Raw genomic sequence first — 26090 nt, forward strand, 5'->3', positions numbered from 1 at the left:
GTTCTCAGGTGCAGTCCGGCACGTACGTCCGCTGCGCCCACTGGAATGCCTGCCAGGCCTCGCCCTCGCCGAACATGTCGTGCACCCGCCGGGCGGCCTGCGCCCCAATCGGTTCGGCACCGCGCGCCTTGACCTGAACCTCGGCACTGCGCTCCATCAGCAGGAAGTAGCCGACCGCCGCGTCAACGGATCCGGCCACCGTCAACAGCCCGTGGTTGCGCAGGATCGCGGCCCTGGCCTTGCCGATGGTGGCCGCGATCCGCTTGCCGCCGTCGGTGGAGCCGATGTTGAGCTCCTCGTCGTCGAAGATCTCGTGATCGCCGAAGAACGCGCACGCCTCCTGCGATATCGGCGCCAGCTTGGTGACCGCCGCCGAAAACGGTGTCCCGTAAGGCGTGTGGCAGTGCGCGGCGGCGACGACGTCAGGCCGAGCCTCGTGCAGCGGGGCGTGGATGTAGTAGGCGGCCACGTTGATGTGGCCGCCGCCCTCGACGTCGCCATCGGGTCGAACTAACACCAGGTCGTCGGTAGTCATGGACCGGAACGGAACACCGTAGCGGCCCAACCAGAAGCAATCGGTCCGCTCGGGGTCGCGCGCCGAGATGTGCCCGTCACCCAGCGCCCCCCAGCCCATCGCGCCGAACACCCGGTACGCCAATGCCAGACGGCGCTTACGGTGATCCCGCAGTTCAGCGGGATCGGCGATGACCGGTTCGACGGCAGCCGGATCGAGGTGATGCGGTTCCTGGTCGTCAGCGACCATGTCGGGCCACCTCTCTCTAACGCGTCGAATGATCCGTCAGGCGCGTGGTTTTCGTCTGGAGATAGACTATCGAAATTGCCGCCATCGAGCGCCCCGTCGTCCTGGTCGTCACCGAGCCCGACCCCGAACTGCCGCCGCCACCGCTCGAGTTGATCCCTGCCGGCGTCGAGGTGGTCGAGGTCGGGCCGAGGCCCACCGACGAACAGCTGGCCGGCGCGCAGGTGCTCTACATCTGGGACCACCGCTTCGCGAACCTGGGACCGCTGCTGCGCCGTGCCCCATCGGTGCGGTGGGTGCACGCTGCCTCGGTCGGGGTCAACCGGCTGATCTGCCCGGAGCTGGCCGCGGTCACCCTGACCAATTCCCGGGGTGTGTTCGACATCCCGATCGCCGAATGGGTGCTGGCCGCCGTGCTCAGCCACGTCAAGGGCCTCGGGGACGGCTGGGCCCTACAGCGCGAGCACCGGTGGCTGTACCGGAGCACCGGACGGCTGGCCGGCACCCGTGCCGCGGTGGTGGGTACCGGGTCGATCGGCCGGACCATCGGGGCGCGGCTCCTCGGCCTGGACGTCGACGTCACCCTGATCGGCCGCACCGCCCGCCCCGACGAGCGGTTCGGCGCCGTTCGCAGCAGCGACGAGTTGGTCTCGGTGGCCGCGGAGGTGGACCTGCTGGTGCTGGCTGCGCCCCTGACTCCGGCGACGATGGCGCTGGTCGGCGCCGAGGTACTCGCTGCCCTGGGGCCGCGCGGTTTCCTGGTCAACGTCGGTCGAGGGCAGACGGTGGTGGAGTCCGACCTCATCGACGCGCTGCGCGCCGGGACAATCGCGGGGGCGGCTCTCGACGTCTTCGAGGTGGAGCCGCTACCGGTCGAATCACCGCTGTGGTCCATGCCGAATGTGCTTGTTTCACCGCATATCTCGGGTGATTACGCCGGGTTCGAGGTGGAGATGATGGCGGTCTTCACCGCCAATCTGGCGCGGTGGCTGCGCGGCGAGCCGCTCCACGGCATCGTCGATCCGACATTGGGGTACGTGCCCGGTTAACGGCCGGTCGCTAGGCGCCTTCCGGCTGGCGCCACTCGATCGGCCGCAGCAGCACCACCTCGGGCACCACGCAACTACGGGACACCCGGATGGTCATCCGGATCGCCTCGGCGATGTCACCGGGAGCGATCATCTCCTCGGACCCCACCGTGTCGCGGTAGTCGTCGGCCATCCGGGTGTCCACCAGCCCAGGGCAGATCGCCGTCGCCTTGATGCCTGAGGTGGACAGCTCGTCGTGCAGTGATTCGGTGAATCCGACGACAGCGAACTTGGTCGCCGAGTACGACGACAGTGTCGCCTCGCCGCGCTTGCCGGCGTTCGAGGCGATGTTGACCACCTGCGCCGACTTGCGTTGCTGTACCGCCGCTTTGAGCAATGGCAGACACTTGCTGGTCAGCAGGATGACCGCCCGGATGTTGACCGCGAGCTGCTCGTCGAGGAAGTCGGCAGTGATCTCGCCGACCGGCCGGTTGCCGGCCACGCCGGCATTGTTGAGCAGCAGATCCACAGCACCGTAGCGCTGCGTGTGCTCGTCGACGACGGCGTCCAGGAACGCCTCATCGGTCAACGACCCGGCCACGGTATGCACCGGCGGGCCCGGCACGGCCGAGATCGCCGACGCGACCGCCTCGAGCTTGGCCGGGTCGCGGCCCACCAGCGTGACCGCGAACCCTTCCTCGTGCGCCATGGCGGCCACGGCTGACCCAATCCCGCCGGAGGCTCCCGTAACAATTGCACTGCGCGTATCGCTGCTCACCACGGCATTACACACGCCGAGCGCGGACCCCGCTCGGTGAACGCTCGGCTAACGGGTGGCGAGCAGGTCGATGACAAAGATGAGGGTCTTGCCCGACAGCTGGTGTCCCGACCCGGCCGGGCCGTACGCCTGCTCCGGCGGGATGGTCAGCTGGCGGCGGCCGCCGACCCGCATGCCCGGAATCCCGTCCTGCCAGCCCTGGATCAACCCGCGCAGTGGGAAGGAGATGGACTCGCCGCGGTTCCAGGAGCTGTCGAACTCTTCACCGCTGTCGTACTCGACACCTACGTAGTGGACGTCCACGACGGCGCCGGGCTTGGCTTCGTCGCCCTCGCCGACCACCAGGTCTTTGATGACCAGCTCAGCGGGGGCCGGTCCGTCCGGGAATTCGATGTTGGGTTTCGTCACGGCATCCACCCTAGCCGCCGCGAGAGCGACGTTTTGGTGAAGTCCACTCGTTGTTTTGCGCCCACACGTTGGTTTCGGCGAGATAAGGAATGCCCCGAGCTACGCGCTGCTGACCGAGCGCTCCACCCGGCCGTCGGTGCCGAGCCGTTCCCGTGCGGTCACCGGCGACGTCGTCGCCGTCAACCGCACCCGGTCGGCGCGAAACAGGTCGTAGGCGTACTCGAACGGCCGGTCAACGGCGTCGCGGGTGACCCGGGTGATGGCCAGCAGCGGCCGCCGGTGGGCAATGCCGAGCCAGTCGGCCTCCCGCGGGCTGGCGCTGACCACCTCAATGGTTTCGCTGGAACTGGTGGGCACCAACCCGTAGCGGACGGCGAACAACTCGTAGAGCGAACCGCCGAGCGGCTGCTCCAGGAGATCGCCGACGTGGGCGGCGACAAAGCAGGAGAAGTCCACCGACAGCGGCACGCCGTCGGCGAATCGAAGCCGCCGAATCGCGAAAACCTCGTCCAGCTCCCGGATCTGCAACGCCGCAGCCTCCGCCGGGGTCGGCGGTCGACGATCGGTGGCCAACACCCGGGTGGCGCTGGTATGCCCGCCGCTGCGCAACCGGGCCGGCAGGCCGGCCAACTCGGCGGCATTGCGCTCCACCACGTCGGCGCGCACAAAGGTCCCCCCGTTGCGGCCGGTCCGGCGCTCCAGCACGCCCGCCCGACTCAGGGGTAGCAACGCGCTGCGCAGCGTGGACCGGGAAACCTCGAAGCGGTCGGCCATCTCACGTTCGGTCCCCAGCCGCGACCCTGGCCGCAGCGCGCCCTGCGCGAGCATCGACAGGATGCGCCTGCGCACATCCTCGGCGATCGGTCCCCCCTCCGACTCCTCCATCGGGCTAGGGGCGCACCGCATCTGGCGACTCGGGAAGCACCTGACCACCGTCGACCGCGATGGCCTGCCCGGTGATGTAGCCGGCCTCGACCGTGGCCAGGAACGCGGCGAGGTGCCCGATATCCTCCGGCGTGCCCAGCACGCCGGCCGGGATGGCGCGGGTCATGCCTGCGATGTAGTCCTCACCCATGTCGGCAAGACCTTCGGTGAAGATGTTGCCGGGCAGCACCGCGTTCACCGTGATCCCGTGCGGCGCCAATTCGATGGCGGCCGTGCGCATGAAACCGAGTTGGGCTGCCTTCGAGGCCCCGTAGTGCGACCAGCCCGGGAACCCGGTGATCGGCCCGGTGATCGACGAGGTCAAGATCACCCGACCGCGCCCGGAGGCGATCAGCGCGTCCAGGCAGGCCTGCACGGTGTAGATGTTGCCCTTGACGTTGACGTCGAGCACCTCGGCCAGCTGCGCCGGGGTCATGGTGGCCAGCGGCGCCGCGGGGAAAATGCCGGCGTTGGCGCAGACGACGTCGATGCCGCCGAAGGCCCCGAGCACGTCGGCAGCGAGGTTGGCGCACGACACCGGATCGGCGACGTCAGTCCGGACCCCGAGCACCTTGCCGGCGCCCAGCGTGTCCAACTCGGCCACCACCGCGTCGAGTTCGGCGGCCGAACGGGCTGCGACCGCGACGTTGGCGCCGGCCGAGGCGAATACCGACGCGATACCGCGCCCGATCCCCTTGCTGCCGCCGGTCACCACGACCGATGTCGCCTGAAGGTCAAACATGGACAACCCCTTCTGCTATCACTCACACCCGCGATCCGAAGATCGCGTCCTGAAGCCAGGTGCGGTCTTCCAGGTACCGCTGGGCCAGCCGGGCGGTGTTCGGCGCGAAATTCTCGCCGACATCACCGGCGGCATCGGCGTCGACGTGCGACGCGATCCAGGCGGTGAGGTTGATCCGGCGCAACATCACGAAGGACGGGACGAGCGCCAGGTCTTCGGCCGGCAGAGAGCCGGCTTCAAAGTAGCCGGTGAGCCATTCGGCGATGATGCGTTCACCGGCCGGAGTGTCCTCGATGAACGACACCGCAGCGCCCAGATCAGCCAGATACCAAGACCACCCGCAGTCGTCGAAGTCGATGACGGTGATCCCGGCCCCGGAACCGCCCGGGTTCACCATCAGGTTGGCCAGCCGCAGGTCGGCATGCACCAGACCGAATCGATCTGGTGCAGAGCCGAACTCGGTGAGTTTCGCGGTGATGTCGTCGGCGGCCCGTTGGATCCAGGTGCGATCCGAGTCCGACAGGCCCGGAGCAAGCCGCCAGTTACCCCAGCGCGCCTGCGGTCCGAGGATGCTGTCCAGATCCCAACGGAACCGGGTGAATCCGGTAGGGAAGGCCCAGCTCCTGGCGTGGTCGTGCATGATCGCGGTGAGCCGGCCGAGCTCGTCGAATCCGACGGCGTCGGGGTCCTCTTCGGCCGTGCACCCCGCCACGAACGTCACGGCGTCGACATGCAAGAGGTCGCCGTCGACCTCGGCGACGACCACGTCCGTGCCGTCTCGCGCGGCGACCAGTTCGGGCGTAGCCACCGAGGTCTCGGTGCGCAGCGCCTTCATCCAGGCCAGCTCGGAGCGAATCGCCGTCAGTGAGTGGTAGCCGGGTCGATGCACGCGCAGCACGATGGGCTCGTCGTCGTCGACCAGATAGGTGGCGTTCTCGGACAGGCTGAGCAGCCGAAGCGGGGCCTCGGCGGTGCGGCCGTAGGCAGGAAGGGCAGCACGCGCGAACAACTCGTGAGTCGGCGGCAGTCCCGGCATGGCGTCAAGTGTGGACCATAACCACCCTCGGAGCAGACCAAATCGGCACATTTAACGCCAGCGTTGCGCATGTGCACTCGCCGAAACACTGCTGAAACATTTGCCCTACATTCGCCGATTCTTCCTGTTGACCAGGCGATCTGGCCGGGGTAACAATGTCCGTCGTCGCACCACATTGCCGTGTCGACACCGTCCTCGCTCCCCGGACGCAACCCGCGTTTCGGGCCAAACCAGACCAAAAACCGGCGCGACCCCCAGTCACGTTCGAGATGGGAAATCACAACTATGAGCGACATCATCGACCCGCCTGCCGGTGCCGGTGCCGGCACCAAGACCGACTCCGTCCAACGGCTCAAGCCCAACGCCGTCGGGCTGATGGGCGTCTTGTTCATGGCCGTCGCGACCGCTGCGCCGATCACCGCCATGGTTGGCAACGTGCCGATCGCGGTCGGATTCGGCAACGGCGCCTACGCACCCGCGGGCTACTTCGTGGCCACGATCGTGCTCACCCTGTTCGCGATCGGCTACGCGGCGATGAGCAAGCACATCACCGCGACCGGCGCGTTCTACGGCTACATCTCCCACGGGTTGGGCCGCATCGTCGGACTCGGCGCCGGATTCCTCACCGCCATGGCCTACATGGTGTTCGAAGCATCGCTGATCGGGATCTTCGCGTTCTTCGGCAACGACACCTTCAACACCTTGTTCCACGTCAACATCCCGTGGATCGTCTTCGCCATCGGCATGCTGGTGGTCAACCTGGTGCTGACCTACTTCGACATCAACCTGGCCGCCAGGGTGCTCGGCGTCTTCCTGATCACCGAGATCGTCATGCTGTCGCTGATGGCACTGTCGGTGTTGTTCACCGGCGGCGGCCCGCAGGGGTGGTCGTGGGGTTCGCTCAACCCGCTCAACGCTTTTCAGAATCTGTCCGGCACCGTGACCGGCGCCGACGGCAGCCTGATCACGGTCGCCGGCTCGGCCGGTATCGGCCTGTTCTTCGCCTTCTGGTCGTGGGTCGGCTTCGAATCCAGCGCGATGTACGGCGAGGAGTCCAAGAATCCCAAGAAGATCATCCCGATTGCGGTGATCAGCTCGGTCGTCGGGATCGGCGTCTTCTACATCATCATCTCGTGGCTGGCGATCGTCGGCACCGGCCCGCAGAATGCTATTGCGCTGGCACAGAATTCAGCGACCGCCGGTGACATCTTCTTCGGACCGGTCGGCGCACACCTGGGCACCTGGGCCGTCGACATGTTCAAGATCCTGCTGATGACGGGCTCGTTCGCCTGCGGCATGGCGTTCCATAACTGCGCCGCCCGCTACATCTACGCGATCGGGCGGGAGAACGTGATCCCCGGAATGCGCAAGACACTGGGTGCCACCCACCCGCAGCACGGCTCCCCGCATGTCGCGGGTCTGGTTCAGACCATCTTCGCCACCGTTGTGGTGCTGTTCTTCGCGCTGACCGGCCGTGACCCCTACACCGGGCTGTACGGCCTGATGGCACTGCTGGGTACCACCGCCATCCTGATCGTCCAGGCGCTGGCCGCCTTCGCGGTGATCGCGTATTTCCACATCGGCAAGAATCATCCCGAGACGGCCAACTGGTTCCGCACCTTCCTGGCACCGCTGCTGGGCGGGCTCGGCATGCTCTATGTCATCTACCTGCTCGGCAAGAACGCGTCGTTCGCCGCCGGCACGGCATCCACCGACTGGGTCTTCACAACCATCCCCTACGTGGTCGCGGTGGTCGGGATCGGCGGCATCGTGCTCGCAGTGGTCCTGAAATACACCTCGCCGGAACGCTATTCGGAGCTGGGCCGCACGGTCCTCGAGGAGGCACACGAGCGTAAGTAAGCGTTAGTCACGGGCCGCGTCAACGAGGCGAAGGAGTAGCGATATGGGCTTCTCGAACATCATGGATTCCAACAGCTACTCCCCGGATCATCCGGTCGATCCCGCCACCGAATCGTTGATCGCGGCCCGTGACCGCATTCTGGGCCCGGCGTACCGGCTGTTCTACGAACGGCCGGTACATCTGGTGCGCGGGGAGGGCACGCGCCTCTATGACGCCGACGGCGCCTGCTACCTCGACGCCTACAACAACGTCGCCAGCGTCGGTCACTGCCACCCGCACGTCGTGCAGACCGCCAGCCGCCAGTTGGCCACCCTGAACACCCACACCCGCTACCTGCACGGCGGAATCGTCAACTACAGCGAGCGGCTGCTGGACACCATGCCCGAGCAGATCGACCAGGTGATGTACGCCTGCACCGGCTCGGAGGTCAACGACCTCGCGCTGCGGGTGGCTGAAATGCACACCGGCGCAAAGGGTGTGATCGTGACCACCGACGCCTACCACGGCAACACCGCGGCGGTCACCGCGATCTCGCCCTCCATCGGCGGCGCGACGGTGCTCGGCGAGCACGTCCGCGCCATCCCCGCGCCGGACAGCTATCGTCTGTCCGCCGACGAACTCGCCGCCCGATTCACCGCCGCCGTCGTCGCCGCGATCGAGGACCTGCAAGCCAGCGGCGCGGGGCTCTCGGCACTGATACTCGACACCATCTTCTCCTCCGACGGCATCTACCCGGACCCGTCCGTCCTGGCCCCCGCCGTGGCGGCCGTACACCGCGCCGGCGGGGTGTTCATCGCCGACGAGGTCCAGCCCGGCTTCGGCCGCACGGGCGAGGCCATGTGGGGTTTCCTGCGTCACGGCGTTGTGCCCGACCTGGTGACGATGGGCAAGCCGATGGGCAACGGCTTGCCCATCGCGGCGATGGCCGCCCGGGCCGATGTGCTCGACGCTTTCGCCCGGGGGGTGCCGTATTTCAACACCTTTGGCGGCAACCCGGTGACGGTCGCCGCGGCCGCTGCCGTTCTCGACGTCATCGAGGACGAGAAACTTGTGCTCAACGCCGGTGCGGTGGGCGCGCGGTTACGTACCGAACTGGCCGGGCTGTGCGCCGGCCACCCCCGCATCGGCGACGTCCGCGGCACCGGCCTGTACATCGGCGTCGAGGTGGTCACCGACGACGACTCCCCCGACCGGGCGGGCGCCCGGAGGCTGGTCAACGCGATGCGGGAACGTCGGGTGCTGATCTCGGTGTGCGGCCGCCACGGCAACGTACTCAAGATTCGCCCGCCACTGGTGTTCTCGGACTCCGATGTCGACTGGTTCTGCACCGAATTCGCCGCTGTCCTGGCTTCGTCGTTCTGACCCGGCGAACTCGGGCACACTGGAGACGTGGCAGACGAACGCAAGACCGACAATGACACCCTCGCGCGGATCCACGACCTGGTGGCCCAAGAGCGGGAGCTACGCGACCGGTTGGTGCACGGGCAGATCGACCCGTCCGAGGAGCACGACCGGCTGCGGGTCATCGAGACCGAGCTCGACCAGTGCTGGGACCTGCTGCGGCAGCGCCGCGCCCTGCGCGAGACCGGCGGCGACCCCGGCGAGGCCAGTGTGCGGCCCGTCGACGAGGTCGAGGGCTACCTCGGCTGACTCAGGTCACCGCGCGAGCCAGGATCTTCTGCAAGGCCTGAAGATCCTGCACGTCGAGTTTGGCCAGGACGTCGGGGGCCGGATCATCGGTCTCATCCAGGACGGTGATGACCGCGCGGCCCGCGTCGGTCAGTGACACCAGCTTGCAGCGCCGGTTGTCCGGATGGGGTTCGCGGACGACCAGGCCCCGCTGCTCCAGATCGTTGACCGCCACCGTGGCGGCGGGTGCGTCGATGGTGGCCGCCTCGGCCACCTCCTTGACGGTCAACGGTTGCCGTGCCAGTCGGCGCAGGATCCGAATCCTGCTGAACGACAAACCTGTTCGCTCCACGGCCGCACGCCGCCACTGGTCCTTGTTGTCCAGGACCAGGCTCGACATCGTCCGCCACACCTGGTCGGCGAGCGCGTTATCCGACATGAGCGGGCTCGATCCGGTGGCTGTCGATCAGCGGAGCCAGCCGCTGCGCGGACCGCGTGGCCCGCGACGAGGTGGACACCACGGCCAGCAGGGTGATCATCAGGCCCAGTCCGATACTGACGAACCACAGCGGCCGCGCGGCCGCGGTGAAGTCGACGCCGGCAATGGCCAACGCTGAACCCGCGACCGAACCACACAGCGCCACACCGATACTCACACCCACCTGCCTGCTGGTCGAAGTCACCGCCGAGGCCGCTCCCGCCCGGTCGCGGGGCATACCACTCACCGCCGCATTGGTGACCGGCGCGTTGACCATACCGAAGCCGATACCGTACACCGCGAAGATTCCCAGCAGCGCCCACATCGGGGTCGTCGCGGTCAGGAACGTCAGCATCACCGACGCGGCGGTAATCAGAATCCCCGAGATCAGCAGCGACGGCCGGGCACCGAAGCGACCGACCAGCCGCCCGGACAACGGTGAGAAGAACAGGGCACCGATCGCGATCGGCAGGTAGATCAGACCGGTGTGGGCGGCCGAGTAGCCGCGCTCCCCCTGCAGGTAGAGCGACATCATGAACAGGAACGCCCCCCAGGCCGCGAAGGCGCACACGGCGGTGGCCGTGGCCGAGGCGAACGGGATGCTGCGGAAGAACCGCAGATCGATGAAGGGGTCGTGGCGCCGGGACTCGTAGCGCAGGAAACCCACCAGGGCCAGCACCGCCGCGGCGGCGATCGCGAGGATGCGCGGGTTGGTCCAGCCCATGCCGGGAGCCTCGATCAGGACGAAGACCGCGCCGAACAGGGTCAGCATGGCCAGCAACTGGCCCACCGGATCGATGTCACGCATGGTGGCCGACTTGCTCTCGGGAACGAAGAGCGCGGTGAGGATGATCGCGGCCGCACAGATCGGCAGGTTGATCCAGAACACCGCGCGCCAGCCGATCGTCTGGATGAGCAGGCCGCCCACGATCGGCCCCAGCGCCATCGAGATGCCGACGACGGCACCCCACAGACCCAGGGCGCGAGCGCGCTCCACCCGGCCGACGAAGACCTGCGAAATGATGGACAGTGCAACGGGATTCATCATCGAGCCGCCAAGGCCCTGGACGAACCGGGCGGCGATGAGCGTGTCGATGTCGGGTGCCAGGCTGCACAGCAGCGAGCCGATCGCGAAGGCGGCCAGGCCGATCTGGAACACCCGCCGGCGCCCGAACCGGTCGCCGGTCGCGCCGGACAGCATCAGCAGCGAGGCCAGCACCAGGGTGTAGATGTCGATGACCCACTGCATCTGTGAGGGCGAGGCCCCCAGGTCGGAGCGGATCGCCGGGATCGCGACGTTGACGATGGTGGCGTCCATCGAGACGATCAGCAAGCTCAGGCAGCAAGACGCCAGGATGATCGTCTTGCGCCGCGCGCTGAGCTCGTCAACAGTTGTAATCACACAACCATTGTGAAACTACAATCGTTCAGGGGTCAAGCCCGTACCGGCGTCGAAGTCGACGAAATGGCGAAGATCACTCGCAGTTGTTCGCCCAAACGTTGGTTTGGGCGAACAAGATCACCTGCCGCCGATAGCGGCGTAGTCGCGCTCGGTGTAGCCGGTGTAGATCTGGCGCGGGCGGCCGATCTTGCTGCTGCCCTCGTCGTGCATCTCACGCCAGTGCGCGATCCAGCCCGGCAGCCGGCCCAGGGCGAACAACACCGTGAACATCCGCGTCGGGAAGCCCATCGCGCGGTAGATCACGCCGGTGTAGTAGTCGACGTTCGGATACAGCTTGCGCTCGATGAAGAAGTCGTCGGTCAGGGCGATCTCTTCGAGCTGCTTGGCGATGTCCAGCAGCTCGTCGTCGCCGCCGAGCTTGCCCAGGATCTTGTCGGCCTGCTCCTTGACGATGCGGGCGCGGGGATCGTAGTTCTTGTAGACCCGGTGCCCGAAGCCCATCAGCTTCACACCGTCTTCGCGGTTCTTGACCTTCTTGACGAAGGTCTGCACGTCGTCGTCGCCGGAGCGGATCTTCTCCAGCATCTCCAGCACCGCCTGGTTGGCGCCGCCGTGCAGCGGGCCCCACAGCGCGTTGATGCCGCCGGAGATCGAGGTGAACAAGTTGGCCTGCGACGAGCCGACCAGCCGCACCGTCGACGTCGAGCAGTTCTGCTCATGGTCGGCATGCAGAATCAGCAACATGTCCAGGGCCCGGACGATCTCGGGATCCACCTCGTAAGGCTCGGCCGGCAGCCCGAACGTCATCCGCAGGAAGTTCTCCACCAGCGTCAGGGTGTTATCCGGGTACAGGAACGGCTGGCCCACCGACTTCTTGTAGGCATACGCGGCGATGGTCGGCAGCTTGGCCAGCAGCCGGATCGTCGACAACTCCACCTGCGACTTGTCCAGCGGGTCCAGCGAATCCTGGTAGTAGGCCGAGAGCGCGTTGACCGCGCTCGACAGCACCGGCATCGGGTGGGCGTTGCGCGGGAAGCCGTCGAAGAACCGCTTGAGGTCCTCGTGCAGCAGGGTGTGCCGCTGGATCTGGGTGGTGAACTTCTCCAGTTGCTCGGCCGTCGGGAGCTCGCCGTAGATCAGCAGGTAGCTCACCTCGATGAAGTTCGACTTCTCGGCGAGCTGCTCGATCGGGTACCCGCGATAACGCAGGATGCCGGCGTCGCCGTCGATGTAGGTGATGGCGCTCTTGGTCGACGCGGTGTTCACGAAGCCCTGGTCGAACGTCGTGTAGCCGGTCTTGGCCAACAGTGAGCCTAGCGCGATCCCGTCAGACCCCTCCGTCGCATGGACGATGTCAAGGTCCACCTCGCCGCCCGGGTATTTCAGGCTGGCGGTGTCGTCGGTTCCGGCCACATGAACCCCTTCTGAGCTCTTCGACGCCTGCTGAGGCTATCCGTACTAGGTGAAGGTAGTCGTTATTCTGCCGACTCGCCCGCGGGGGTGTGGTCCGGGGTCCGCGCTGGCGCCCAGAGCCGGGTGAAAATCGCGAACACCGAGGCGATCCGGTCACACAACACGTCGGCGTCGACCGGGGGACGACCCGGTGCACCCAGGCCCTGACAGGCCACGCTCATCACCACCGCCCAGGTGTCGAACAGAACCTTGACGGCGGGGTCATCGCGGGCGACGCCCATGCGCCGCGCAGCGACGTCCGCCGCCGCATGGTGATAGCCGTCGATTCGGAACATGAATGGGGCGAGGCCGATGGCCGGGGCCGAATTCACGATCGTGAGCAGCAGCCGCATCCGGTCGAAGGAGTCGGCACCGGGACGACCGTAGTCGGGGCTGCAGAATGTCTCCAGATGAGCGCGTGACAGGGCCTCGTAGTGGGGGATGTCCAACGGCTGGCGGGCAAAGGCCACGGCGATGTCATCGGAAACCTCGTCGAGGATGGCGACAATCACCGCCTCCTTGCTCGAGAAGTAGCGACTGAAGGTCCGCGGGGCCACCTCCGCGGCGGCAGCGATCTGCTCGACGGTGGTGTTGTCGTAGCCCCGCTCGATACACAGCTGGATGGCGACGTCGATCAGCGTCGCCCGCGTACGCTGCTTCTTGAGTTCACGCAGACCGGGAACGCCAGCGTTCACACTTCCCCCCTCGCATCGCCCCCCCGAGGTCAAACCTTCGAAGGTAGCGCCGATCCCACTTCCGTCGCGGCTATATCAGTGAATTCCTTGAACGCGCTGTCACATCGGTCGATCATGATGGCCGCGCAGTCGTCACAGTCGTCGACCCGCATTGCGCGGGTGCGCTGCTTTTTCCGTTCGCGCAATCCCATGGTCTGCGCGATAACGTCGGGCACACCGCAATCGTAGTCGGATCACCCGCGCAACCCCGGCTCAGCAAAGATCAGGATTTCGCCGGACCCACCTGATATCGCAGGAACACCGGGGCAGCCGCCGCTGCCAGGAGGACACCGACCACCACAAGGCCCCCTCCACCCGCGGCGGCCAGCGTCGTGCCCACTGCCGCAGCCGCAACGCCGTGCACCGCGTCGGCCAGCCGCGGACCACCGGCGACGACGACGAGGAACACCCCCTGCAGCCGACCGCGCAGATCATCGGAGGCCGCCTCCTGCAGGATCGTCGACCGGAAGGCGGCCGACACCATATCGGCCGCACCGCCAATGGCCAAGAACGCCAACGCGATCCACATCATGGTCCCGGCCCGTCCGCCGGCCAGGCCTCCGGCGACTCCGAAACCGACCATCGCCGCACCCCACACCACGATCGCGGCGACGACCGCCAGACCCTGGCGACGGATCCGCGGAAACCACCCGGAGAACACCCCACCCGCGACCGCGCCCACCGACATGGCAGCGGCCAGCAGGGCCATGGTGGCACCGCCAGCCACCGGTCCCCCGAAATTCTCGTGCGCCATCTGCGGGAACAGCGCGCGCGGCATCCCGCAGATCATCGCGATCAGGTCCACCACAAACGACATCAACACCACCTGGTTGCCGGCCAGGTAGCGGAAGCCCTCGAGCACCGCACCCAGACCCCACCGCGACACGCCGGCGACCACCGCTTCGGTGCTGGGCATCGGAGCGATCCGCACCGTCGCCCAGATCGGTGCCAGGCAGGTGACCGCATCGATCAGGTAGAGCGTCGACAGGTCGATCCAATGCAGCATCACCCCGGCCAGCAGCGGGCCCGCGATCGCGCCGAACTGCTGCACGGTCATGTTGAGCGAGTTGGCCGCGGGCAGTTGACTGATCGGCAGCATGCGCGGGATGGAGGCGGCCAGGGTAGGCGAGTTGATCGCGAAGAACGCCTGCTGCACACCGAGCAGGACGAGCACGGCCCACACGTTGTTCAGTTCCAGTGCGGCCTGCAGCCACAACAGCACCGAGGCCACCGCCAGGCCGCACGCGGTGATGATCAGAAGCCGCCGGCGATCCATCGCGTCGGCCCACGCCCCACCAAGCAGCCCGAACACGATCAGCGGAACCAGGGCGAAGACACCGGCCAAACCCACGTAGGCCGAATTGCGGGTCAGCGCGTACAGCTGCACGGGTACGGCGAAGATCGTGAGGTTGCCCCCGACCACGGTGACGATGCCGGCCACCCACAACCGCCGGAAGTCCGGCGTGCGCAGCGGGGTGGTGTCGGCGAAGAGCCGGAGTCGCCGGGCCGACGACATCGGATCCCGCGCCACCGTTAAGGCTGCAACCGCTCGATGCGATCGGTGCCCGATGTCGCCGGCTCGCTGGCGCCGGTGATGACCCGGATCCGGTTGTGCACGCGGTTCTCCCGGCCCTGCCAGAATTCGACGACGTCGGGGGCGATGCGATAGCCGCCCCAATGCGGGGGTACCGGAACCTGGTCGCCGGCGAAGCGTTCGGTGACCTCGGCCAGCGCCGCCATCAGGTCAGCACGCGAGCCGATGGGGCGGGATTGCGCCGAGGCCCACGCACCCAGCTGCGAGCCGCGCGGCCGCTTGGACCAGTACTCGGCGGTCTCCTCGGGGGCGACCTTGGTCACCGAACCGCGGATGTGTACCTGGCGGCCCAGCGCGTACCAGGGGAACGTCACCGAGGCATACGGCGCCGCCGCCAGCTCGGCGCCCTTGGCGGAGTCGTAATTGGTGTAGAAGGTGATTCCGGTCTCGTCCACGCTCTTGCACAACACCGTGCGGCTGGCCGGCCTTCCCGCATCGACGGTGGCCAGCACCATCGCGTTGGGCTCGGCGATCCCGGCCGCCTCGGCGTCGGCGATCCACCTGTGCAGCAATGCAAGCCAGCCATCGGCCAGCCAGTCGACGTCGAGGTCGTTGCTGCCGTCCTTCTCGACCGAGCCGTACTCCACTCGCATCGCCGCAAGGCGATCACCTTGGGGAAATTCCACGCCCTAACGGTACGCCGCGGGTGCTCCTCGGTCTGTTACCGACCGGTAGCGGCGTCCCGATCCGCGAGTGGGAGAATCCAGTCATGACGCTGGTACCCGACGATTTCGTGCCCGGCCTGGAAGGGGTGGTGGCCTTCACCACCGAGATCGCCGAACCGGATCGGGACGGTGGCGCGCTGCGGTATCGCGGCGTCGACATCGAGGATCTGGTGGGCAACCGGGTGACATTCGGCGACGTCTGGGCATTGCTGGTCGACGGCCGGTTCGGTGACGGATTGCCGCCCGCCGAGCCGTTCCCGCTGCCGATCCACACCGGCGATGTCCGGGTCGACGTCCAGGCCGGGCTGGCCATGCTCGCGCCGATCTGGGGTTATGCCCCGCTGCTGGACATCGACGGCGAGACCGCCCGCGACCACCTGGCGCGCGCATCGGTGATGGCCCTGTCCTACGTCGCCCAGTCGGCCCGCGGCATCTACCGGCCGGCGGTCTCGCAGCGCGTGATCGACGAATGCTCAACCGTCACACAGCGTTTCATGACCCGCTGGCAGGGTGAACCCGATCCGCGCCACGTCGAGGCGATCGACGCCTACTGGGTGTCGGCGGCTGAACACGGGATGAACGCATCGACGTTCACCGCGCGGGTGATCGCCTCCACCGGTGCCGATGTTGCGGCCGCGCTGTCCGGGGCCATCGGGGCGATGAGCGGACCGCTGCACGGCGGGGCCCCCGCCCGGGTGATCCCGATGATCGACGAGGTCGAGCGCACCGGCGACGCCCGCGCGGTCGTTAAGGGCATCCTGGACCGCAAGGAGAAACTGATGGGGTTCGGCCACCGGGTCTACCGGGCCGAAGACCCCCGCGCACGGGTGCTGCGCGCGACTGCCCAGCGGCTGGGAGCACCGCGCTACGAGGTGGCCGCCCAACTCGAGCAGGCCGCGTTGGCCGAACTGCGCGAGCGCCGTCCGGACCGGGCCATCGAAACCAACGTCGAGTTCTGGGCCGCCGTGATCCTGGACTTCGCCCAGGTACCGGCCAAGATGATGCCGGCGATGTTCACCTGCGGACGCACCGCGGGCTGGTGCGCCCACATCCTGGAACAGAAGCAACTCGGCAAGTTGGTGCGCCCCTCGGCGATCTACGTCGGCCCGGCACCGCGCTCCCCGGCGTCGGTGGAGGGCTGGGACCAGATCGCGCATCAATCCGTCTGAACGCCTCCGATTCTGTCGGTGTGCGGTGGTGGGATGGCGTGTGGGTGATGAGTTTCGCTCGCCCGTGATGTCTACACCGGTGGCGGCCGGCCGGGCCGCCTGACGACAGGAGGCTGTTTATGGCGCTCGAAATACAACCCGCACTGTCCCCGCATCTGGTCGTCGACGACGCGGCCGCGGCGATCGACTTCTACGTCAGGGCGTTCGGCGCCGAGGAGATCGGCCGCGTCCCCCGCCCCGACGGCAAGCTGATCCACGCCGCCGTCCAGATCAACGGCGCCATGGTCATGCTCAACGACGACTTCCCCGAGATGTCCGACGGCAAGTCGATGACGCCACCCGCGCTCGGCGGGACGCCCGTAACCATCCATATGACCGTCACCGATGTCGACGAGAAATTCCAGCGCGCGCTTGATGCCGGCGCGACTGTGGTGATGCCGCTCGAGGACCAGTTCTGGGGTGACCGCTACGGCATGGTGCGCGACCCATTCGGCCACCAGTGGTCGCTGGGCCAGCCGGTACGTGAGGTCAGCTACGACGAGATTCAGCAGGCGGTGAGCCAGGCATAATGCAGGCGTGAGCCGGGCCCCCCGCAAGATCCTCTACATCGACCTGGACAACACCATGGTCGATTTCGGTCACCGGATCGAGGGCCTGGATCCGGTCGTGATCGACAAGTACCGCGGCCGGATGGACGAGGCGCCGGGCATCTTCGCGCTCATGCGATCGATGCCCGGGGCCATCGAAGCCTTCACCGAGCTCTCGGAGCTGTTCGACACCTACCTGCTGTCGACGGCGCCGTGGCGCAACCCGTCGGGCTGGCAGCACAAGCTCGAATGGGTGCACGAACACCTTGGTAGCGAAGCGGACTCCCCCGCCTACAAGCGGCTGATCCTCACCCACCACAAGGAGCTCAACCGCGGCGACTTCCTCGTCGACGACCGGCCCAACAACGGCGCAGAACGCTTCGGCGGCGAGTGGATCCAGTTTGGATCAGCACAGTTCCCCGACTGGAACGCGGTGCTGGAGTACCTGCGCGACAAGGCCTGACCACGGCCCGCGGGTTGTCGGGCGCCGCGGCCGGTGAACCCGACGGCCAGGTCCTGGGGCCCTACCGCAACAGTCCGGCGAGCAGGCGTCGGGCCAGCGGTGGCTGCGGCACGGTAGCCGCGACGGCGACCATGTCGGCGACATCGGTGAACTTGACCCGGACCCGGTTCCGCGCCGCTCCGCCGGCTACTTCGGCGGCATCGATCGCACGCCAGCCCGCCGTATCGACCACGTCGGGTTGCCGCGAGCGGATCAGCCGGTCCAGATCCGCCGGGTGTGCGACCGGATCGGTGAGCAGGCCGGCGTTGAAATCGTCGACCACGTTGGACACGGTCGCCATGGCGCACGACTTGTTGGTGCCGATGAATCCGGTGGGCCCCCGCTTGATCCAGCCCGCGACGTACGCGCCGGCGACGGGTTCGCCGGTGGCCGGATCGATGACGCGGCCGTCGCGGTTAGGGACGACCGCGGTGTCCTCGTCGAAGGGCAGATCGACGATCGGCGCACCCCGGTATCCGATCGAGGTGAGCAGCAGCCCGGCCTCGATACAGGTTGCCTCGTCGGTGCCGGTGCGACGGAATTCGACGCCGTTCACCCGCTCGGCCCCGAGCACCCGGTGCGGTGTCAGCCGGTAGGCCAGCCGGATCCGCGGCCGGCCGGCAGCAGACGTGGCCACCGGCAATGTGGACAGGATCTCGAGTTTGGCTTTCGCGACGGCGTCGGTGGCGGCGGCCAAGTCCTGCACGACCAGGTCATGGTCGTCGGCGTCGAGGACGACCTCGGCGACCGCCGTCAGCCCGATCAGCTCGGGCAGCGTGAAGGCCGAGTCGACGGGCCCGCGCCGCGCCGCGATGACGACCTCGCGCACGGCGGAGCCGCGCAGCGCCCGCAGCGCGGTTCCGGAGATGTCGGTGCGAGCCAAGCTGTCGGGGTCGGCGGTCAGAATTCGCGCGACGTCGAGGGCCACGTTGCCGTTGCCGATCACGACGACCCGTTCATGGCTCAGGTCGACGTCCAGCCCGGCGAAGTCCGGGTGACCGTTGATCCAGGCCACGGTCTCGGTGGCGGTCGCCGTACCGGCCAGCCCCATACCGGGGATGTCGAGCCTGCGGTCGTTGGGTGCTCCGACGGTGTAGACCACCGCAGCATGGTGCTCCAGCAGCTCGGCATGGGAGATATGCCGTCCCACTTCGACATTCAGATAGAACGTGAAGCGGGGGTGAGCGCTGATCCGCTCGAAGAGCCGCGTCACGCCCTTGGTCTTCTGGTGATCGGGGGCGACACCGGCGCGGACCAGTCCGAACGGGGTGGGCAATCTGTCGAAGACGTTGACCCGCACGCCTTTCTGGGTCAGCAGCTCGTCGGCGGCGTACATTCCCGCCGGCCCGGATCCGACGACGGCCACCGTCAGCTCACCGCGGCGGCGCAGCTGCGGCGCCGGCAGCACCGGGGCGAGCTTGGACGTCGGCGGTAGCTTCACCCCGGCGGGACGCTCGGGATAGAACGCCGCATTGAGTTCGATGAACGGGAGTTGCGTCGGGGTCAGCCTGCTCTCGGGCGCGATCGCGCCGACCGGGCACGCACTGACACAGGCCCCGCAGTCCACGCAGGCCACCGGATCGATGTAGAGCATCTCGGCGGTGGCAAAGCCCGGCTCGTCGGGGCTGGGGTGGATGCAGTTCACCGGGCAGGCATAAACACAGGACCCGTCGCTGCAGCACGACTGGGTGATCACATGGGGCACAGGCCTGAGTCCTTTGGTTTACGCGGCGACCACGTGCTGGCGGGCCGGTTCACTGCGGAAGCGGCTCGGCTCACCGTCGATCCGGCAGACCCGCCAGATCAGCTTCGCCAACGGGTTCATCAACCCGGTGTCGGTGGCCAGCATGCGCACATCACCGAACATGTCGCGCAACATCTGTCGCGACTGCGGCGAGGAGAAGAAGATGTCCTTGCGCACCGAGCGCGGGATGTCGAACTCCTTCCAGAACGCCCGCGGCGGCACGATGATGGCCGAACACAGCACGCGCATCACCACTGGCACGTAGAGCGACAACCAGAAGCGCTTGCGGCGCGGCAGGTGCGGCACCCGCTTGCGCAGATACTCGTGCGCGAAGGAAATATGCCGGGCCTCCTCGGCGACGTGGATCGCCATTACCCGCTCCATGATCGGGTGCAGCGTTCTGCCCTCGCGCAGCACGTTCTTCTGCGTGTGGTCGATTGGCTCCTCACCGGCGAGAATGCCGAACCAGAACGGGATCGGTAGCGGCCCCGCAACGAGCGGGATGGCCGGCTGGAGCCACTTCAGCAAACGGGGCATCCCCGGTACATCGGCGCCGATGTGGTTCACCATCTCCTGAAACATCATGGTGTGGTTGCACTCTTCGACCGCCTCGTGCAGGCAGTACCGGTACTCCGGGGAGCCGTTGGGTGTCCAGAATGCGTACTCCATCAGGCCCCGGATGAGAATCGACTCGAAGTGCAGGCCGACCTTGGCGACGTTGGACTGCCGCCACATGCCGATCTCGATCTGCCGCTCTTTGGTCTGTGACTGGTACCAGGGGTGTTGCCCGATCGGGTCGGTGCCGGGGAGGATCCAGCGCTCGTCGCCTCCGACCACCGCGAACTCGGGGGCATCCCAGTCGATGTCGGTGTAGGGATTGAAGTTTCTGCGCACCGAGCCCTCGGACAACGTCGTGAGCATGTCCACGTAGTCCTGGTCGTCCAGCACGTCCATGTTGCGGCGCCAGCGCCGGACCATCTTGGTTCTCGCCATGACAGCCTCCTCAGAGGTTTACATTGGGGCGGGTGATGTCAAAACGGTACCGCAGGTATCACCTAAGTGTCTATACCCTCTGCCGCCCCGCCTCAAGCCTCGATTTCAAACCGGTGGCACCGGCTTCTAGGCTTGAGCCATGGCTGATGCAGCGCTGACTATCCCCGCCGACCTCAAACCCGGCGACGGCCGATTCGGGTGCGGCCCGTCGAAAGTGCGCCCCGAGCAGCTGAACGCACTGAGCACGACGGCAGCCGCCCTGTTCGGCACGTCGCATCGCCAGGCTCCGGTCAAGAACCTGGTCGGGCGGGTACGTGACGGCCTGCGCGAGTTCTTCGCGGTGCCCGACGGCTACGAGATCATCCTCGGCAACGGCGGCGCGACGGCGTTCTGGGACGCTGCCGCATTCGGGTTGATCGACAAGAAGTCGCTGCACCTGACCTACGGCGAGTTCTCCGCGAAGTTCGCCTCGGCGGTGGCCGCGAATCCGTTCGTCGGGGAACCGATCATCATCAAGGCCGACGCGGGCAGCGCGCCCGAACCCCAGTCCGACCCGTCGGTGGACGCGATCGCCTGGGCCCACAACGAGACCTCGACCGGGGTTGCCGTCCCGGTACGGCGGCCCGAGGGATCCGGCGACGCGCTGATCCTGATCGACGCCACGTCCGGGGCCGGCGGCCTGCCCGTCGACATCAGCGACGTCGACGCCTACTACTTCGCACCGCAGAAGAACTTTGCCAGCGACGGCGGGCTGTGGCTGGCCATCGTGTCGCCCGCGGCGCTGGCCCGCATCGAGTCCATCGCGGCCTCGGGGCGCTGGGTCCCCGACTTCCTGTCGCTGCCGATCGCAGTCGACAACAGCCTGAAGAACCAGACCTACAACACCCCGGCGATCGGCACGCTGGTGCTAATGGCCGAGCAGATCGACTGGATGGTCGGCAACGGCGGGCTGGACTGGGCGGTCAAGCGGACGGCCGACTCGTCGCAGCGGCTGTATTCCTGGGCCGAGGCGTCCTCGTATGCCACCCCGTTCGTCAGCGACCCCGCGCTTCGGTCGCAGGTGGTGGGCACCATCGACTTCACCGACGCGGTCGATGCCGCGGCGGTGGCCAAGGTGCTGCGGGCCAACGGCATCGTCGACACCGAGCCGTACCGCAAGCTGGGCCGCAACCAGTTGCGCATCGCAATGTTCCCGGCAGTCGAGCCCGACGACGTCACCGCCCTGACCCAGTGCGTCGACTGGGTCGTCGAGCGACTCTGAGGTAGGGGCCCTCGCTCCAGCGTGTCCTAACCGTTATCTTCTGTGGGCTGAGCTAGAGTCCCGACGAAGGAGGTCGACATGCGAGAACTGAGGGTGATCGGACTCGATGTCGACGGCAGGCACATCATCTGCGAAGGCCGCGACCCGGCTGACAAGTTCACCGTGCAGGTTGATGATCGGCTCCGTGCCGCCGTGCGCGGTGACCGGTCATTGGGCCAGGCCCTGAGGGACAAAGAGGTCAAAGGCGTGTTGCGACCCAGGGATATTCAGGCCCGCATTCGTGCAGGTGCCTCCGTCGAGCAGGTTGCCGATTCATCAGGCATGGACATCGCCAAGGTGGAGCGGTTCGCCCACCCGGTGCTGCTGGAACGTCAACGGGCGGCCGAACTGGCCAGTGCCGCGCACCCGGTGCTGGCCGACGGGCCCGCCGTCTCGACGCTGCTGGAAGCCATCACCACCGCCCTGGTGGCGCGTGGCCTCAATCCCGACGCGACGGACTGGGATGCATGGCGCGGCGAGGACGGCCGCTGGACCGTACAGCTGGCCTGGCAGGCGGGGCTCTCCGACAACGTCGCGCACTTCCGCTTCAACCCCGGCGCGCACGGCGGCACGGTGTCCGCCCTCGACGACGCCGCCAGTGAGCTCATCGATCCGAAGTTCGAGCGTCCGCTGCGCCCGGTTGCGCCGGTGGCACAACTGGAGTTCGACGATCAGCCCCAGCCGGTGCCCGCACCCGTTGCCGCACCACTCGAAGAGAAGCCGACACCGACGCCGCGCGCCAAGCGCGCTAAGGCCAAGCCGACGGTCCCGGGCTGGGAAGACGTCCTGCTCGGGGTGCGCTCCAGCGGCGAGCGCTGAGAAGCTAGTTCGCCACCGCCAGGGCCAGTAGCGTCAACCAGCCTCCGGCGACACCGATACCAGCGCCCAGGACGAACCAGCGCCGGACCGGGATGTGCCGCCAGCCCCACAGCGTGGGCGACAGCCCCCCGACCGCGATCAGGTTGAGCACAATCGCCACCAGCGGGTGCACCCGGATCATCCCCATGCTCAGCACCACGACCGCCGCCCCGGTGACCGCCGCGACAAAGGCAGCTACCGTCAGCCCAGTCCCCCACGGCGTCGACTCGTCGGTCACTAGGTTCCCTCCCGCGGTAGCTGTGCTGCGGCCCATCGGTGGAAGCCTAACCACCGGTGCGGGCCCGCTCGTAGAACGCCAGCGCCGCGGCGGTGGCGACGTTGAGCGAATCGGTTCCCCGCGACATCGGGATGCGCACCCGCACATCGCTGGCCCGCATCGCTGTCTCGGTCAGACCCGGGCCTTCGGCGCCGACCAGCACCGCGACCCGGTCGCCGGACAGACCGTCCATCGCTTCGGCCAGCGTCCGCGCCCCCGCATCGGGCGTCATCGCCAGCAGCCGGAAACCCTGCTCCCGCAACGCATGAAGCTCGGCCGGCCACTGCTGCGCCCGGGTAAAGGGCACCAGCAGCGCGTGACCCATCGACACCCGCACCGCTCGCCGATACAGCGGGTCGGCGCAGCCGCTGCCGAAGATCACCGCGTCCACGCCAAGGCCGGCCGCATTGCGGAAGATCGAGCCGAGATTCTCGTGGTCGTTGACCCCCTCCAGGACGGCAACCGTGCGTGCACCCCGGAGCACCTGGGCCGGCGTCAACTCCGGCGCGCGGCGCGCCACACCGAGCACCCCACGGTTGAGGTGGAAGCCGACCACGTCGGCCATCACCTCCGCTGAGGCGCGGTAGAACGGGGCCTGCACACCGGCCAGGTCGGCAGCCAGCTCGGCCAGCCGCCGCTCGGTCCCCAGGAAGGCGTGTGGGGTGAACCGCGAGGCAAGCATCCGCTGGACCACCAGCACGCCCTCGGCGATCACCAGCCCCTTGCCGGACGGCAGGTCCGGCCTACGGTCGATGCTGTTGAGGTCACGGAAGTCGTCAACGCGGGGGTCCCGCGGGTCGGTCACGTCGATGACATCTAGACCGTCGACCCCACCGAAAATTTTGTCGCTCACGGCTTTTCGTCGACGAGTGCGGTCATCAGATCCGCGGCACGCAGCAGGACCCTGCGGTCGTCGCCATCAAGGGTGGCCAGCCGGTTACGCAACCACTCCTGGCTGGCCCGCCGCTCGCTGTCGACCAGCTCGGCACCCGCCTCCGACACCGCGACGAGGACCTGACGCCCGTCGGCCGGGTGTGCCGTGCGTACGACCAGTCCCAGGTCGGCCAGGGAGGCGATCACCCGGGTCATCGACGGCGGCCGGACCCGTTCTCGGACCGCCAACGTCCCCGGCGTCATCGCCCCCTCCTTGGCCAGCGTGGCCAGGGCGGACAGCTGCGAGAGCGTGATCGGTGATTCGGGCCTGCGGAAGCGCAACTGCCGCGCCAACCGCATGACGGCCAGCGACAGATCACTGGCCAACCGCTGGTCACCGTCGTTCACGTCGCAAACCCTACGACACAACGACACGCGTCCAGCGATGAAACGGGGCAACTGGGCAGGCGCCTACCCGCGGCGGCGCGGACGCGATCGGTTACCTTGGACGGCAATGCCTTCCGATCAGCGCGAACCGAGCCCGCCGCCGATGGCCGAACCCGAGCCACCGGCACTGCCCGCCGCGTTGCTGGACCCCCGCCCGGTCGTCCTCGTCGGCGCATTGCTGTGGGCGCTGGCCACCATCGCGGCGTTCGCCGTTCCGGCCCTGGAGTCATGGCGGCCCATCGCGCTCGCGGGACTGGGCACCGGCGGGCTCGGCACGTCTATTTTCCTGTGGCAGCGCGCGGCCGCCCGACGAGGCGCGCGCGGGGCCCAGACCGGCCTCGACCCGCGCGCACGCTAGATCCCACACCAACGAAGGAGAAGTTGATGGCAGCCCCGCTCTTGCAGGCCGAGATCGAGATCGATGCCCCGGTGAGCAAGGTCTGGAGCCTGATCTCCGACCTGAACAACATGCCCCAGTGGAGCCCGCAGTGCCGGCTGATGAAGGCGTTGGGCCAGGTACGTCCGGGGACCCGCACCCTGAACCTCAACCGGCGCAACCGCTTGTTCTGGCCGACGACGTCGACCATCACCGAGGTGATCCCCGAGCGCAAGCTCGCCTTCCGCGTCAACGCCAACAACACCGTGTGGAGCTACGAGCTCGAGCCGACCGCCACCGGCACCCGCGTAGTGGAGAGCCGGCATGCCGAGAACGGCGTCAAAGCGACGTCCACCATGACGGTCAACGCGGTTCTGGGTGGGGTGCCCAACTTCGAGAAGGAACTCGTCGAGGGCATGAACACGTCGCTGGCCCGGATCAAAGCGGCCGCTGAGCGTTAAGCCTCTTCGGTCTGCTCGACGGATTCCGAAGGTTCCTCGGACTGCTCGATCAGCTCTGCCGGCTCGGTGACTTCGGTCTGCTCGACGGACTCCGCGGCGGCCTCCAGAGACTCCTCGACAGCCCCGGCCGCCTCGACAGGCTCGGTGCTCTCGGTGACCGGGGTGGCCGGGGTGGCCGCCACGACATCGAGCACTCCGTCGTCGTACGGGTCGTAGATCGGGGATCCGGTACCGGGCGGCGGCGGGGTGTCCGAATGAGCGCCGCAGCCATACTCGAAGTCCACGACCTGGGCATCGGCGGACAGCTCGTTGCAGCACACTCCGAACATGGCGCCCAGCGCACCGGCCAGCGGCACCATGAACCCGCAGTCCCGGCACACCCGCTTGGTGGCGCGCGCCATCGGCGCACCCGGGCCGTGATCACCGTCGTGCCAGCGCTGCGCGGCGTCGTCTCGACCGAACGCGCTGAGCACCTGGCGGCGGCCGAAACCGACTTCGTAGGCGACGTCGTCAATGGCGGGATCGCCGGTGGCGGTGTACCCGGGCACCAGCCGCGGGTCGTCCTTGACCGGGGCCAGCAGATCCCCCGGGCTTAGGTCGCCCGGTTTGACCCGCTCCTCCCAGGGCACCCAGGCCGGAGCCAGCAGCGCGGTCGGGCCGGGCACCAGGACGACTTCGCTGACCGTCGCGTGCTCGGCGCCGGGATAAGCGGCCACCACCACCGCCCACTGCCAACCCTGATAGCCGGTCATCTTCGCCAGGAATCGGTGGGTCGCGGCGGTGTCGTCCTCGAAGCTGACGCCGAGATACTCACCAACGGTGTCGCCGCTGAACTCCACGATGGCCTGCCGCGCCCGCTCCACGGCTCCACTCAGCACGGCGGCAACCGCATCCGATGGCTCGACGGGATGCGCCGGGGCCAAGGATTCTGCGGAGTCGATCGAGGTGTCCATCGGCACCAATCTTGCCTCACGAACTGCCTTGGCAGCCACACCGGTCACGGGTGCGCCCC

Annotated in this window: 30 protein-coding genes; 11 read left to right on the plus strand and 19 right to left on the minus strand. The window is 67.7% G+C overall.

Annotated elements, in window-relative coordinates; all coding sequences use genetic code 11:
* Positions 1-4: 4 nt before the first annotated feature.
* Positions 5-763: a class II aldolase/adducin family protein gene (locus ADBZ9K_RS18390; protein ID WP_526623000.1), complete on the minus strand. Its 759-nt coding sequence runs from the start codon at positions 761-763 to the stop codon at positions 5-7.
* Positions 764-912: 149 nt separating this feature from the next.
* Here ADBZ9K_RS18390 and ADBZ9K_RS18395 point away from each other — a divergent pair, with 149 nt between their 5' ends.
* Positions 913-1809, plus strand: a complete 897-nt coding sequence (locus ADBZ9K_RS18395; protein WP_526623002.1) for a D-2-hydroxyacid dehydrogenase — start codon at positions 913-915, stop codon at positions 1807-1809.
* 10 nt (positions 1810-1819) lie between these two features.
* On the opposite strand, the gene ADBZ9K_RS18400 is transcribed toward ADBZ9K_RS18395, so the two are convergent.
* The 5 genes from ADBZ9K_RS18400 to ADBZ9K_RS18420 all read right to left on the minus strand — a co-directional run bounded on the left by ADBZ9K_RS18400 (position 1820) and on the right by ADBZ9K_RS18420 (position 5676).
* Positions 1820-2566 (minus strand): SDR family oxidoreductase, encoded by a 747-nt coding sequence (locus ADBZ9K_RS18400; RefSeq protein WP_526623004.1) that lies wholly within the window; start codon positions 2564-2566, stop codon positions 1820-1822.
* Positions 2567-2614: 48 nt separating this feature from the next.
* Positions 2615-2974, minus strand: coding sequence for an FKBP-type peptidyl-prolyl cis-trans isomerase (locus ADBZ9K_RS18405; RefSeq protein ID WP_526623006.1), 360 nt, complete (start codon positions 2972-2974; stop codon positions 2615-2617).
* 99 nt (positions 2975-3073) lie between these two features.
* Positions 3074-3859 carry a GntR family transcriptional regulator gene (locus ADBZ9K_RS18410; protein ID WP_526623008.1) on the minus strand — a complete coding sequence of 262 codons (786 nt, stop codon included), beginning with the start codon at positions 3857-3859 and terminating at the stop codon, positions 3074-3076.
* A 4-nt stretch (positions 3860-3863) separates the two neighbouring features.
* Positions 3864-4640, minus strand: a complete 777-nt coding sequence (gene fabG, locus ADBZ9K_RS18415) for a 3-oxoacyl-ACP reductase FabG (protein ID WP_526623010.1) — start codon at positions 4638-4640, stop codon at positions 3864-3866.
* A 22-nt stretch (positions 4641-4662) separates the two neighbouring features.
* Positions 4663-5676: a phosphotransferase enzyme family protein gene (locus ADBZ9K_RS18420; RefSeq protein WP_526623011.1), complete on the minus strand. Its 1014-nt coding sequence runs from the start codon at positions 5674-5676 to the stop codon at positions 4663-4665.
* Positions 5677-5961: 285 nt separating this feature from the next.
* On the opposite strand from ADBZ9K_RS18420, the gene ADBZ9K_RS18425 reads away from it, so the two are divergent.
* Genes ADBZ9K_RS18425 through ADBZ9K_RS18435 form a run of 3 tightly spaced genes read left to right on the plus strand, consistent with a single transcriptional unit; the run spans position 5962 to position 9187 of the window.
* Positions 5962-7536: an amino acid permease gene (locus ADBZ9K_RS18425; protein ID WP_526623013.1), complete on the plus strand. Its 1575-nt coding sequence runs from the start codon at positions 5962-5964 to the stop codon at positions 7534-7536.
* A 43-nt stretch (positions 7537-7579) separates the two neighbouring features.
* Complete coding sequence (locus ADBZ9K_RS18430) at positions 7580-8899, plus strand: class-III pyridoxal-phosphate-dependent aminotransferase (RefSeq protein WP_526623014.1); 1320 nt, start codon at positions 7580-7582, stop codon at positions 8897-8899.
* 27 nt (positions 8900-8926) lie between these two features.
* Positions 8927-9187, plus strand: a complete 261-nt coding sequence (locus ADBZ9K_RS18435; protein ID WP_526623016.1) for a DUF2630 family protein — start codon at positions 8927-8929, stop codon at positions 9185-9187.
* A gap of 1 nt (position 9188) precedes the next feature.
* Here the strand turns inward: ADBZ9K_RS18435 and ADBZ9K_RS18440 are convergent, their stop codons facing one another.
* From ADBZ9K_RS18440 to pdxH, 7 genes are all read right to left on the minus strand, one after another.
* Positions 9189-9605: a MarR family winged helix-turn-helix transcriptional regulator gene (locus tag ADBZ9K_RS18440; protein WP_526623018.1), complete on the minus strand. Its 417-nt coding sequence runs from the start codon at positions 9603-9605 to the stop codon at positions 9189-9191.
* Positions 9595-11046, minus strand: a complete 1452-nt coding sequence (locus ADBZ9K_RS18445) for an MFS transporter (protein ID WP_526623020.1) — start codon at positions 11044-11046, stop codon at positions 9595-9597. The genes ADBZ9K_RS18440 and ADBZ9K_RS18445 overlap by 11 nt, the downstream gene beginning before the upstream one ends.
* A 117-nt stretch (positions 11047-11163) precedes the next feature.
* Positions 11164-12459 carry a citrate synthase gene (locus tag ADBZ9K_RS18450; protein WP_526623022.1) on the minus strand — a complete coding sequence of 432 codons (1296 nt, stop codon included), beginning with the start codon at positions 12457-12459 and terminating at the stop codon, positions 11164-11166.
* 62 nt (positions 12460-12521) lie between these two features.
* Complete coding sequence (locus ADBZ9K_RS18455) at positions 12522-13193, minus strand: TetR family transcriptional regulator (protein WP_526623024.1); 672 nt, start codon at positions 13191-13193, stop codon at positions 12522-12524.
* A 29-nt stretch (positions 13194-13222) separates the two neighbouring features.
* Positions 13223-13408, minus strand: coding sequence for a hypothetical protein (locus tag ADBZ9K_RS18460; protein WP_526623026.1), 186 nt, complete (start codon positions 13406-13408; stop codon positions 13223-13225).
* 47 nt (positions 13409-13455) lie between these two features.
* Positions 13456-14748 (minus strand): MFS transporter, encoded by a 1293-nt coding sequence (locus ADBZ9K_RS18465; RefSeq protein WP_526624213.1) that lies wholly within the window; start codon positions 14746-14748, stop codon positions 13456-13458.
* A 17-nt stretch (positions 14749-14765) separates the two neighbouring features.
* Positions 14766-15419: a pyridoxamine 5'-phosphate oxidase gene (gene pdxH, locus ADBZ9K_RS18470; protein ID WP_526624215.1), complete on the minus strand. Its 654-nt coding sequence runs from the start codon at positions 15417-15419 to the stop codon at positions 14766-14768.
* Positions 15420-15535: 116 nt separating this feature from the next.
* On the opposite strand from pdxH, the gene ADBZ9K_RS18475 reads away from it, so the two are divergent.
* The 3 genes from ADBZ9K_RS18475 (at position 15536) to ADBZ9K_RS18485 (ending at position 17710) form a co-directional block, all read left to right on the plus strand.
* The gene (locus ADBZ9K_RS18475) at positions 15536-16660 is read left to right on the plus strand and encodes a citrate synthase (RefSeq protein ID WP_526623028.1); all 1125 of its coding nucleotides are present in this window, start codon (positions 15536-15538) and stop codon (positions 16658-16660) included.
* A 119-nt stretch (positions 16661-16779) separates the two neighbouring features.
* Positions 16780-17229, plus strand: coding sequence for a VOC family protein (locus tag ADBZ9K_RS18480; RefSeq protein ID WP_526623030.1), 450 nt, complete (start codon positions 16780-16782; stop codon positions 17227-17229).
* A gap of 55 nt (positions 17230-17284) precedes the next feature.
* Complete coding sequence (locus ADBZ9K_RS18485; protein WP_526624217.1) at positions 17285-17710, plus strand: 5' nucleotidase, NT5C type; 426 nt, start codon at positions 17285-17287, stop codon at positions 17708-17710.
* 61 nt (positions 17711-17771) lie between these two features.
* Here ADBZ9K_RS18485 and ADBZ9K_RS18490 read toward each other — a convergent pair whose 3' ends face one another.
* Together ADBZ9K_RS18490 and ADBZ9K_RS18495 are read right to left on the minus strand one after the other, a co-directional pair.
* Positions 17772-19454 (minus strand): FAD-dependent oxidoreductase, encoded by a 1683-nt coding sequence (locus ADBZ9K_RS18490; protein WP_526623032.1) that lies wholly within the window; start codon positions 19452-19454, stop codon positions 17772-17774.
* An 18-nt stretch (positions 19455-19472) separates the two neighbouring features.
* A complete protein-coding gene (locus ADBZ9K_RS18495; protein WP_526623033.1) occupies positions 19473-20486 on the minus strand; it encodes a diiron oxygenase in 1014 nt (337 codons plus the stop codon).
* Between the two features lie 139 nt (positions 20487-20625).
* Here ADBZ9K_RS18495 and serC point away from each other — a divergent pair, with 139 nt between their 5' ends.
* Positions 20626-21747: a phosphoserine transaminase gene (gene serC, locus ADBZ9K_RS18500; RefSeq protein ID WP_526623035.1), complete on the plus strand. Its 1122-nt coding sequence runs from the start codon at positions 20626-20628 to the stop codon at positions 21745-21747.
* 78 nt (positions 21748-21825) lie between these two features.
* Positions 21826-22605, plus strand: coding sequence for a septation protein SepH (sepH, locus tag ADBZ9K_RS18505; RefSeq protein WP_526623037.1), 780 nt, complete (start codon positions 21826-21828; stop codon positions 22603-22605).
* A gap of 4 nt (positions 22606-22609) precedes the next feature.
* Here the strand turns inward: sepH and ADBZ9K_RS18510 are convergent, their stop codons facing one another.
* The 3 genes from ADBZ9K_RS18510 to ADBZ9K_RS18520 are packed head-to-tail and all read right to left on the minus strand — an operon-like array spanning position 22610 to position 24202.
* On the minus strand, positions 22610-22918 hold the full coding sequence (locus ADBZ9K_RS18510; RefSeq protein ID WP_526623039.1) for a DUF2537 domain-containing protein: 309 nt from the start codon (positions 22916-22918) through the stop codon (positions 22610-22612).
* Positions 22919-22928: 10 nt separating this feature from the next.
* Positions 22929-23774: a TrmH family RNA methyltransferase gene (locus ADBZ9K_RS18515; RefSeq protein WP_526623041.1), complete on the minus strand. Its 846-nt coding sequence runs from the start codon at positions 23772-23774 to the stop codon at positions 22929-22931.
* Complete coding sequence (locus ADBZ9K_RS18520; protein WP_526623043.1) at positions 23771-24202, minus strand: Rv0880 family HTH-type transcriptional regulator; 432 nt, start codon at positions 24200-24202, stop codon at positions 23771-23773. The genes ADBZ9K_RS18515 and ADBZ9K_RS18520 overlap by 4 nt, the downstream gene beginning before the upstream one ends.
* A 106-nt stretch (positions 24203-24308) precedes the next feature.
* On the opposite strand from ADBZ9K_RS18520, the gene ADBZ9K_RS18525 reads away from it, so the two are divergent.
* Together ADBZ9K_RS18525 and ADBZ9K_RS18530 are read left to right on the plus strand one after the other, a co-directional pair.
* Positions 24309-24599, plus strand: a complete 291-nt coding sequence (locus ADBZ9K_RS18525; RefSeq protein WP_526623045.1) for a DUF2530 domain-containing protein — start codon at positions 24309-24311, stop codon at positions 24597-24599.
* 26 nt (positions 24600-24625) lie between these two features.
* Positions 24626-25078, plus strand: a complete 453-nt coding sequence (locus ADBZ9K_RS18530; RefSeq protein WP_526623047.1) for an SRPBCC family protein — start codon at positions 24626-24628, stop codon at positions 25076-25078.
* Here ADBZ9K_RS18530 and ADBZ9K_RS18535 read toward each other — a convergent pair.
* On the minus strand, positions 25075-26031 hold the full coding sequence (locus tag ADBZ9K_RS18535; RefSeq protein ID WP_526623049.1) for a DUF3027 domain-containing protein: 957 nt from the start codon (positions 26029-26031) through the stop codon (positions 25075-25077). The two genes, ADBZ9K_RS18530 and ADBZ9K_RS18535, sit on opposite strands and share 4 nt — an antisense overlap.
* Positions 26032-26090: the final 59 nt, after the last annotated feature.

Source organism: Mycobacterium sp. (genome assembly GCF_965229265.1).
GTDB lineage: Bacteria > Actinomycetota > Actinomycetes > Mycobacteriales > Mycobacteriaceae > Mycobacterium.

Excerpts from the sequence above, each read along its gene's own strand:
- ADBZ9K_RS18390 (WP_526623000.1), bottom strand. The coding sequence starts at position 763 with ATGGTCGCTGACGACCAGGAACCGCATCACCTCGATCCGGCTGCCGTC.
- ADBZ9K_RS18410 (WP_526623008.1), bottom strand. The coding sequence starts at position 3,859 with ATGGAGGAGTCGGAGGGGGGACCGATCGCCGAGGATGTGCGCAGGCGC.
- fabG (WP_526623010.1), bottom strand. The coding sequence starts at position 4,640 with ATGTTTGACCTTCAGGCGACATCGGTCGTGGTGACCGGCGGCAGCAAG.
- ADBZ9K_RS18420 (WP_526623011.1), bottom strand. The coding sequence starts at position 5,676 with ATGCCGGGACTGCCGCCGACTCACGAGTTGTTCGCGCGTGCTGCCCTT.
- ADBZ9K_RS18425 (WP_526623013.1), top strand. The coding sequence starts at position 5,962 with ATGAGCGACATCATCGACCCGCCTGCCGGTGCCGGTGCCGGCACCAAG.
- ADBZ9K_RS18430 (WP_526623014.1), top strand. The coding sequence starts at position 7,580 with ATGGGCTTCTCGAACATCATGGATTCCAACAGCTACTCCCCGGATCAT.
- ADBZ9K_RS18440 (WP_526623018.1), bottom strand. The coding sequence starts at position 9,605 with ATGTCGGATAACGCGCTCGCCGACCAGGTGTGGCGGACGATGTCGAGC.
- ADBZ9K_RS18465 (WP_526624213.1), bottom strand. The coding sequence starts at position 14,748 with ATGTCGTCGGCCCGGCGACTCCGGCTCTTCGCCGACACCACCCCGCTG.
- pdxH (WP_526624215.1), bottom strand. The coding sequence starts at position 15,419 with ATGCGAGTGGAGTACGGCTCGGTCGAGAAGGACGGCAGCAACGACCTC.
- ADBZ9K_RS18475 (WP_526623028.1), top strand. The coding sequence starts at position 15,536 with ATGACGCTGGTACCCGACGATTTCGTGCCCGGCCTGGAAGGGGTGGTG.
- ADBZ9K_RS18480 (WP_526623030.1), top strand. The coding sequence starts at position 16,780 with ATGGCGCTCGAAATACAACCCGCACTGTCCCCGCATCTGGTCGTCGAC.
- ADBZ9K_RS18485 (WP_526624217.1), top strand. The coding sequence starts at position 17,285 with ATGGTCGATTTCGGTCACCGGATCGAGGGCCTGGATCCGGTCGTGATC.
- ADBZ9K_RS18495 (WP_526623033.1), bottom strand. The coding sequence starts at position 20,486 with ATGGCGAGAACCAAGATGGTCCGGCGCTGGCGCCGCAACATGGACGTG.
- serC (WP_526623035.1), top strand. The coding sequence starts at position 20,626 with ATGGCTGATGCAGCGCTGACTATCCCCGCCGACCTCAAACCCGGCGAC.
- sepH (WP_526623037.1), top strand. The coding sequence starts at position 21,826 with ATGCGAGAACTGAGGGTGATCGGACTCGATGTCGACGGCAGGCACATC.
- ADBZ9K_RS18510 (WP_526623039.1), bottom strand. The coding sequence starts at position 22,918 with ATGGGCCGCAGCACAGCTACCGCGGGAGGGAACCTAGTGACCGACGAG.
- ADBZ9K_RS18525 (WP_526623045.1), top strand. The coding sequence starts at position 24,309 with ATGCCTTCCGATCAGCGCGAACCGAGCCCGCCGCCGATGGCCGAACCC.
- ADBZ9K_RS18530 (WP_526623047.1), top strand. The coding sequence starts at position 24,626 with ATGGCAGCCCCGCTCTTGCAGGCCGAGATCGAGATCGATGCCCCGGTG.
- ADBZ9K_RS18535 (WP_526623049.1), bottom strand. The coding sequence starts at position 26,031 with ATGGACACCTCGATCGACTCCGCAGAATCCTTGGCCCCGGCGCATCCC.